The organism is Piscibacillus salipiscarius (genome assembly GCF_042685285.1).
Taxonomy (GTDB): domain Bacteria; phylum Bacillota; class Bacilli; order Bacillales; family Alkalibacillaceae; genus Piscibacillus; species Piscibacillus salipiscarius.
Genome location: NZ_JBHUMZ010000003.1, coordinates 40331 through 48691, shown reverse-complemented (window position 1 = coordinate 48691; position 8361 = coordinate 40331). Strand labels below are relative to the sequence as shown.

The 8361-nt window shown below is 35.5% G+C and carries 7 protein-coding genes; 3 read left to right on the top strand and 4 right to left on the bottom strand.

Going from position 1 to position 8361, the window contains the following annotated elements; translation table 11 throughout:
- Positions 1–168: 168 nt before the first annotated feature.
- The 4 genes from yidD to plsY form a co-directional block, all read right to left on the bottom strand.
- Positions 169–390 (bottom strand): membrane protein insertion efficiency factor YidD, encoded by a 222-nt coding sequence (gene yidD, locus ACFSW4_RS00325; RefSeq protein WP_377326708.1) that lies wholly within the window; start codon positions 388–390, stop codon positions 169–171.
- 5 nt (positions 391–395) lie between these two features.
- The gene (folE2, locus tag ACFSW4_RS00320) at positions 396–1319 is read right to left on the bottom strand and encodes a GTP cyclohydrolase FolE2 (protein ID WP_377326706.1); all 924 of its coding nucleotides are present in this window, start codon (positions 1317–1319) and stop codon (positions 396–398) included.
- 87 nt (positions 1320–1406) lie between these two features.
- Entirely contained in the window at positions 1407–2579 is a 1173-nt protein-coding gene (locus ACFSW4_RS00315) for a CapA family protein (RefSeq protein WP_054754592.1), read from the bottom strand.
- 64 nt (positions 2580–2643) lie between these two features.
- Positions 2644–3225: a glycerol-3-phosphate 1-O-acyltransferase PlsY gene (gene plsY / locus ACFSW4_RS00310; protein WP_054754593.1), complete on the bottom strand. Its 582-nt coding sequence runs from the start codon at positions 3223–3225 to the stop codon at positions 2644–2646.
- A gap of 167 nt (positions 3226–3392) precedes the next feature.
- On the opposite strand from plsY, the gene ACFSW4_RS00305 reads away from it, so the two are divergent.
- The 3 genes from ACFSW4_RS00305 (at position 3393) to parC (ending at position 8331) form a co-directional block, all read left to right on the top strand.
- Positions 3393–3806, top strand: coding sequence for a CoA-binding protein (locus ACFSW4_RS00305; RefSeq protein WP_054754594.1), 414 nt, complete (start codon positions 3393–3395; stop codon positions 3804–3806).
- A 107-nt stretch (positions 3807–3913) separates the two neighbouring features.
- A complete protein-coding gene (parE, locus tag ACFSW4_RS00300; protein ID WP_377326704.1) occupies positions 3914–5866 on the top strand; it encodes a DNA topoisomerase IV subunit B in 1953 nt (650 codons plus the stop codon).
- Between the two features lie 11 nt (positions 5867–5877).
- Positions 5878–8331 carry a DNA topoisomerase IV subunit A gene (gene parC / locus ACFSW4_RS00295; RefSeq protein WP_377326702.1) on the top strand — a complete coding sequence of 818 codons (2454 nt, stop codon included), beginning with the start codon at positions 5878–5880 and terminating at the stop codon, positions 8329–8331.
- Positions 8332–8361: the final 30 nt, after the last annotated feature.

Below are 8361 nucleotides of genomic sequence, written 5' to 3'. Positions count from 1 at the left end.
AATCTTTATGGAAGTTAACTATAGTTTTTTAAAAAAAATTTATAAGCTTACTATTGGCTGGTATGACAACATTTCCCGAGGGAGTCTTGCATTTTGACTACGCTAGTTACACTCAATATTCGTTTATAGTAAAGCTATTTTTCTTTTGTCATACCCTCATTTTATAATTTATCTCTTTTTTTCTGGAACAGGATCAAATCCACCAGGGTGAAAGGGGTGACACTTTAAGATTCGTTTTACTGTTAAATAAAACCCTTTTAAAAACCCAAATCTTTTAAACGACTCAATGCCATACTGTGAACACGTTGGGTAAAACCTGCAAGATGGTCCTTTTAAAGGAGAGATGAATTTTTGATAAAAACGAATCATGTAAATAAATATATATTTCATTAACATCACTTTTCCTTACGTTTGTCGTACGTAATTGATGCAATGGCGTCATGTAGATGAATAGATTCTTCATTGACACATTTAACATGGAACTGCTTGATAAAATCATGTTCGTATAAATCACTTGATACAAGTCTTACCATATCTTCAACGAAGCGTGGGTTTTCGTAAGCTTGTTCTGTAACCATTTTTTCATCAGGTCTTTTTAAAACAGGGTGAATTCTTGCGCTAGCATTTGACTCAGCAGCTTCAAGTAACACTGTCTTCCAGTCTACATGTTGTTCATCAAACTCGGAATCTAATGTCACTTCAATAATTACATTTCCGCGTTGGTTATGCGCACTGTATTCACTAATTTCTTTAGAACAAGGACATAACGTAGTGATTTTACCTTTTAATCCTACTTTTATATCATAACCATTCTCACGGTGATACTTTACTCGAATCCACGCATCTGCGTGATTCATACCTGGTTTCCCAGTGTAAGGTGCTTCCCTTTCAAAAAACCAAGGAAACTCAACCGATAATTCAGCATCCTTTTGTTTCAACCGACCTTGCAGCTCTTTAGCGAACTGTTTCATTGTATGAATATCAACTTTAAAACCATTTTCGTAATAGTTATTAAGTTGTTCGGTAAAGCGGCTCATGTTTGTTCCTTTTGAGTCTTGAGAAATCGTTGATGCAAAATAAAAGTTCCCAATAGTTGTTTGTTCTTTTGGTTTGATTGAGCTAGGGACCGTAATAGGGTGTTTCACATTTTGGATACCAACTGCATCTAGTTCGAACAGAAAATCTTTTTTGGTATTTTGTAGGTCTGGCATTTTATTTTTTTCTTCTGGTTTGGTTCGTGGCCCAGGTTCTACAGATCCAAATAATTTATGACGTTCTACCTTAGTAGGTAATTGTTTCTTCGTCTTAATCTCGTTCATATCTAGGACTCCTTTCAATTAGAGCAAATCCATAGGCAATATAATTTAAGTATAATTAATGATAATTCGTATATCAATTTATTAAACTTATTCTAAATAAGGAACCACTTCAACTCGATTTGTAAATGTTTGTATAAGTTCTTTTTTATCTTCAAACCATTGCTTAGCATTGGATAAACTATACTGATTAGCTTCTACCAGTGGAACGACTTTATAGTTCTGGAAGTTTTCATATTGGTTGTAAGTCGGCATCATTTTAGCGTCTGAAACTTTATATTCGGTAGTCAAATTAGAGTTAATGGTTTTAGTTAATTTAATCTGCATGATAGCTCCAATTAAACGATCAGTCCCTTTTTGACCAGATAAGAAATTACCAAGTGAGTATGCGACAAATTTATCTTCACCTTCATCAGTCGAGATCCAATCAACCGGCTGTATGACATGTGGATGATGGCCTATAATTACATCTGCTCCGTTATTTGTCAGCAGTTCAGATAAGTGTACCTGCTCGTCATTTGGAAGTGGCTGATATTGGTTACCAAAATGCATACTTACAACAATAAAATCAGTTTTAGGTTTAAGATCTTGGATATCATTTAGTATTTTATCCTCATCAATATAATTTACTAAATGATTTTTACCATCAGGAATTGGAATGCCGTTTGTTCCGTATGTATAGGCCAAGAACCCTACTGCAATACCTTTTCTATGAATAATTCTTTGGGTTTGTTGATCTTTCTCGTTCTGATAAGCACCAACATATTTAATACCAAGTTGATCAAGGTAGTTAGTTGCGTTTAGAATTGCTTGTTCTCCTCGATCTAATGTATGGTTATTTGCCATTGATACGATATCAACCCCAACGTCTTTTAATGTATCACCCAATTCTTGTGGTGTATTAAATTGAGGATAGGTTGATAAGCCAATTTGACTGCCACCAAGTACAGTTTCTTGATTGGCAAAAGTGATGTCTGCATTCTGCAAGTAATATTTAATATCTTTAAACATTGGATTAAAGTCGTAACCAGAACTCGTACGTGCATCTTTATAAACAGTGCTATGTATAAGTAAGTCGCCAATTGCGTTTAAAGTTATAGATGATTCGAAATACTTTTGGTTTTGAAAGTGATTTTCTGCAATTACAGGATGACCGTTTGCTTGTTTTGTAGCTGAACTATTTTGGTAATCAGAATTAGTAAATATGACAATCATTAAAGTAATGAGAAAAAGAGCAGAGCCAATTATAATTTTATTTCTCATGAAAAGCACCTTTCTTCATTGATATTTAAAGTAAAAAAGCCCACCACTAATGGAGGGCTGATGTTTACATCCACGAAATTTTGGGTTCCGTTTTATTTTTAATTCGCTTGATATTTTCTCTATGTCTATAAATAACGAAAATTGCTAAAAGTAGTGTTACAATTATGAGTCCAATATCCTTCATAATAATGGATGTAATAAAAGCTATAACACCAGTTAACATGGATGCTAATGAGACATATTTAAATAACTTTAAGAAAGTAAAGAAAGACAATACAAGAATTAAAAACAATAACGGACTGACCCCTAATAGTACGCCCCCGGAAGTTGCAACAGCTTTTCCACCTTTAAAACGAGCAAACAATGGATATGTATGTCCAAGCACTGCAAATGCACCTATAATTAATGGTTCAGTTGAAGGTGCTAAGAAAATGGCTAAAACAGTTGCAACTGTTCCTTTTAGTATGTCCATAAGTGAAACAATAAGTCCAGCCTTAACGCCTAGAACACGGAAAGTGTTTGTACCGCCTAAATTTCCGCTTCCATGTTCACGAATATCTATTTGATAGAATAGTTTACCAATAATTAAAGCTGAAGGAATTGATCCTAATAAGTAAGCTGTAATAGCAAAAATAATGTAATCCATAATGGTTCCTCCACTTGAGCTTTAGCTTATTATATTCTATCAAATCTAACCTAAATAAAGAAGTGAATTTTAAATTTTATTAAGTTTATCTTACAATTATTATTTGAGAAAAGGTTAAAAAAAAGCTATGCTAATGACAAAGGAAGTTCTCGGAAGGGATGTCAAGTATGAAAAATCCATCGAATGAAGAATTAAAAAGCATTCTAGAAAACTCCAAGACAATCGCTGTTGTCGGTTTATCAGAAAAACCAAATCGCACTAGTTATCAAGTATCTAAAATTATGCAAAATCAAGGATATAATATTATTCCAGTTAACCCTAATGTTGATGAAGTGTTAGGGGAAAAAGCGTATAACTCTTTAGAAGAAATTGATCAGCCAATTGATATCATTAATGTGTTTAGACGTTCTGAACACTTGGTTGATGTAGCTGAAGAGGCCCTTAATACGAACTGTAAGGTTTTCTGGGCTCAGCTTGGTCTTTCCAATGAAAAAGCCTATAATCTATTGAAAGAACATGACTTTACCGTCATAATGGATTTATGTATTAAGGTCGTTCATTCTAGGTTAATCGGGCAATAAAGCGTTTAACTCGGGAAAAATCTCTGTTGACTAACAGGGATTTTCTTAACTTTTACCGAAAGATTAATAAAGAAATAATCTGATAGAATCAGAAAGGGGTCGTACGATTGTCTCAATCAAACCAAGCATATAATGATGATTCAATACAAGTACTAGAAGGATTAGATGCAGTAAGAAAACGACCTGGTATGTATATAGGAAGTACAGACCATCGTGGGTTGCATCATTTAGTTTATGAAATTGTCGATAACGCAGTCGATGAAGCGTTAGCTGGTTACGGAGAGAAAATTCATGTAACCATTCATAAGGATGAGTCAATAACTGTTAAGGATGAAGGGCGAGGTATGCCGACAGGATTACATAAGACAGGAAAGCCTACTCCTGAAGTTATTTTCACAGTGCTACATGCTGGCGGGAAATTTGGTCAAGGTGGTTATAAGACAAGCGGTGGCCTTCACGGTGTTGGGGCTTCAGTTGTAAATGCGTTATCAGAATGGTTAGAAGTGACAATCTGCCGAGATGGAACTAAGCATTCTCAGAGGTTTGAACAAGGTGGTAAGCCTGTAACTGGTCTTGAAGTGAAAGGTAACACGAATAAAAGCGGGACGACCATCCGATTCAAGCCAGATCCAGAGATTTTCTCTCAAGTTCACTATCAATTTGATATTCTTTCTGAACGATTACGTGAAGCGGCATTCTTATTAAAAGGTATTGAAATCATACTTAAAGACGAACGCAATGACGTTGAAGAGTCTTACAAGTATCCAGATGGTTTAGAATCGTTTGTTGCTTACCTAAATGAAGAAAAAGATGGATTACATCCTGTCATTTCATTTGAAGGTGAACAGAAAGATATCGAGATTGATTTCGCTTTTCAATACAATGATGGATACTCAGAGAATATTTTATCATTCGTAAATAATGTAAGAACTAGAGACGGGGGGACACACGAATCAGGTGCACGAACAGCGATTACAAGAGCTTTTAACGATTACGCAAGGAAAATGCAGCTGTTAAAAGATAAAGATAAAAATCTAGATGGTAACGATATCCGCGAAGGCTTTACAGCGATTATTTCTTCAAGAATACCGGAGCAGCTTCTTCAATTTGAAGGCCAAACGAAAAGTAAACTCGGTACTCCGGAAGCTCGTAGCGTAACGGAAAGTATTGTATCGGAACAATTAGCTTATTTCTTAGAAGAAAACCCTGAAACTTCTAAAATGCTTATTAAAAAAGCAATCAAGGCAAGAGACGCTAGAGAAGCTGCAAGAAAAGCGAGAGAAGATGCACGTAATGGGAAAAAGCGTAAAAGAAAAGATTCTTTATTAAGCGGGAAGCTAACACCTGCCCAGTCAAAAAACCCGAAGAAAAACGAGTTATTTTTAGTAGAGGGTGATTCTGCAGGGGGATCTGCTAAGCAGGGGAGAGACCGTAGATTTCAAGCAGTATTACCGCTTCGTGGTAAGGTTATTAACACTGAAAAAGCTAAGATTGATGATATTTTTAAAAATGAAGAAATTGCAACCATTGTTCACACGATTAATGCGGGTGTAGGGGCAGATTTTAATATTGAAGATTCGCAGTACGATAAAGTTATTATCATGACAGATGCAGACACAGATGGAGCTCATATTCAAGTGTTGCTATTAACATTCTTTTATCGTTATATGAGACCACTAATTGAACAAGGAAAAGTGTATATTGCATTACCACCTCTTTTTAAGATTTCAAAAGGAAAAAGGAAAAATTATAAAGAGGATTACGCTTGGGATGAAGATGCCATGCAAAAATTATTAAAAGAATATAAAAATGGCTACACGATTCAGCGTTATAAAGGTCTTGGTGAAATGAACGCTGATCAGCTATGGGAAACAACGATGGACCCTGAGACACGTACGTTAATTAGGGTTACGATTGAAGATATTGCTAGAGCAGAAAGACGCGTTGCAACATTAATGGGAGATAAAGTTGAACCACGACGTAAGTGGATTGAAACGAATGTTGCATTTGGAATGGAAGATGATGACACGATATTAGATAACGAGAGATTGCATAGCTAGGAGGAAGAACGTTGGCAGAACAAGCGAAGTATTTAGATTTACCATTAGAAGAAGTCATTGGCGACAGGTTTGGTCGCTATAGTAAATATATTATTCAAGATCGCGCCTTGCCTGATGCCCGTGATGGTTTAAAGCCAGTTCAAAGACGTATTTTATATGCCATGCATCAAGAGAGAAATACACATGATAAAGCTTTTCGTAAGTCAGCTAAAACAGTTGGTACCGTCATTGGTAATTATCACCCACATGGTGATACATCTGTGTATGATGCACTTGTTAGACTTAGTCAAACGTGGAAGGTGCGTCAAGAATTAGTTGAGATGCATGGTAATAACGGGAGTATTGATGGCGACCCTCCAGCTGCAATGCGTTATACAGAAGCAAGATTATCAGGAATAGCCTCAGAACTATTAAGAGATATTGAGAAAGATACAGTTGATTTCATACCAAACTTTGATGATACCGACTACGAACCAGTTGTGCTACCTGCTAAATTTCCAAACCTTTTAGTCAATGGTTCAACAGGTATTTCATCTGGTTATGCAACAGATATTCCACCCCATAACTTAGCTGAAGTAATTGATGCAGTCATTAAACGTATCGAAAAACCTAACTCAACGGTTGATGATTTAATGGACGTTTTGCCAGGACCTGATTTTCCAACTGGTGGAATCATTCAGGGTGCAGATGGTATTAAAAAAGCCTACGAATCTGGCAGAGGTAAAATAGTTGTCCGAGGTTTAGCTGAGATTGAGCCTTTAAGAGGTGGTAAAGAACAAATCGTCATCACCGAATTACCATATGAAGTTAATAAAGCAAATATGGTTAAGAAGATGGACGAACTTAGAATTGAACGTAAAGTAGAAGGCATTTCTGAAGTACGTGATGAAACTGACCGAACTGGGCTAAGAGTGGTTATTGAGCTTAAAAAAGATGCTGACAGTCAAGGTGTTTTAAATTATCTATATAAGAATACAGATCTTCAAGTCTCTTATAATTTCAACATGGTAGCAATTGCCAATAAAACACCAAAAATTATGAATCTCACTCAGCTTCTTGATGCCTATATTAACCACCAACGTGAAGTGGTTGAAAGACAAACAAAGTATGATCTAAAAAAAGCTAAAGAAAGAGCTCATATTTTAGAAGGTCTTATGTACGCTATCTCAATTCTAGATGACGTTATCGCAACAATTCGCTCATCAGAAAACAAGAAAAATGCTAAAGAACGACTTAAAGAACAATATCAATTTAGTGAAGAGCAAGCAGAAGCCATTGTCATGCTTCAACTCTATCGTTTAACCAATACGGACATAACAGATCTAGAGAAAGAAGCAGACGAGCTTAAAAAGAAAATTTCTGAATTAACGGCTATCTTAGAAGATGAGAAAAAACTCTTCCAAGTTATTAAAAAGGATTTAAAAACTGTTAAAAAGAATTATAAGACGGAACGAAGAACGAAAATTGAATCAGAAATTGAAGATATTAAGATCAACCTTGAAGTCATGGTACCATCAGAAGAGGTTGTGGTATCAATTACTAAAGAAGGTTACATTAAACGAACAAGCATACGTTCTTATGCAGCTTCCAATATGGAAGATTTACAAATGAAGGATAATGATCAAATTATCCACGTTCTAGAGATTAATACAACAGATACACTTCTGTTATTTACAAATAAAGGTCACTATTTATATATTCCTGTTCATGAATTACCTGATATTAAGTGGAAAGATATGGGCCAACATATAGCTAATATTATCCCAATAGACCGTGAAGAGTCGATTATTAAAGCTATTCCAATAAGGGACTTTAATGAACAGCAATATATCTTGACGGTCTCTAAAAATGGCATGATTAAAAAATCTGATTTAGCTGCTCATAAAGTTCAACGTTATTCAAAGCCAATTACCGCAATGAAGTTAAAAGGTGATGATGAGTTAGTTAATGTTCATTTAACCAACGGACATCAAGATCTATTCTTAGCTTCTAATACTGGTTATGGTCTTTGGTACCATGAAAGTGAACTTAAATCTGTAGGGGTTAAAACAGCTGGTGTGAAATCTATGACATTAAAAGACGGTGAATATGTAGTGAACGGAGAAGTGTTTGATGACCTACAATTACCATCACTATTTGTTATCACACAAAGAGGTGCTTGCAAGCGAATGAGCATTTCGGAATTTGAAATGAGCTCTAGAGCAAAACGCGGATTAATTATGCTAAGAGAATTAAAGCGGAATCCACACCGCATCACAGGGTTCTATCTAGTCAATGATGATACACACATCACCATTGAAACTGAAAAAGGGGAAACGAAAGAAGTTAGGCCACTTGAGTTCAGAGAGAGCGATCGTTATAGTAATGGATCCTTTGTTTTAGATACTGACCAACATGGACCAGTCGTTTACACACAAATCAAACCCGAATACGAAAAGGTATTTGAAGATGATCATGAAGAATAAATGATAGTAAAAAGGCTAGCAGTTTTGTTA

What these genes read in the sequence shown, in the direction of transcription:
- yidD (WP_377326708.1), bottom strand. Translation starts at nt 390, where the DNA reads ATGAAATATATATTTATTTACATGATTCGTTTTTATCAAAAATTCATC.
- folE2 (WP_377326706.1), bottom strand. Translation starts at nt 1,319, where the DNA reads ATGAACGAGATTAAGACGAAGAAACAATTACCTACTAAGGTAGAACGT.
- ACFSW4_RS00315 (WP_054754592.1), bottom strand. Translation starts at nt 2,579, where the DNA reads ATGAGAAATAAAATTATAATTGGCTCTGCTCTTTTTCTCATTACTTTA.
- plsY (WP_054754593.1), bottom strand. Translation starts at nt 3,225, where the DNA reads ATGGATTACATTATTTTTGCTATTACAGCTTACTTATTAGGATCAATT.
- ACFSW4_RS00305 (WP_054754594.1), top strand. Translation starts at nt 3,393, where the DNA reads ATGAAAAATCCATCGAATGAAGAATTAAAAAGCATTCTAGAAAACTCC.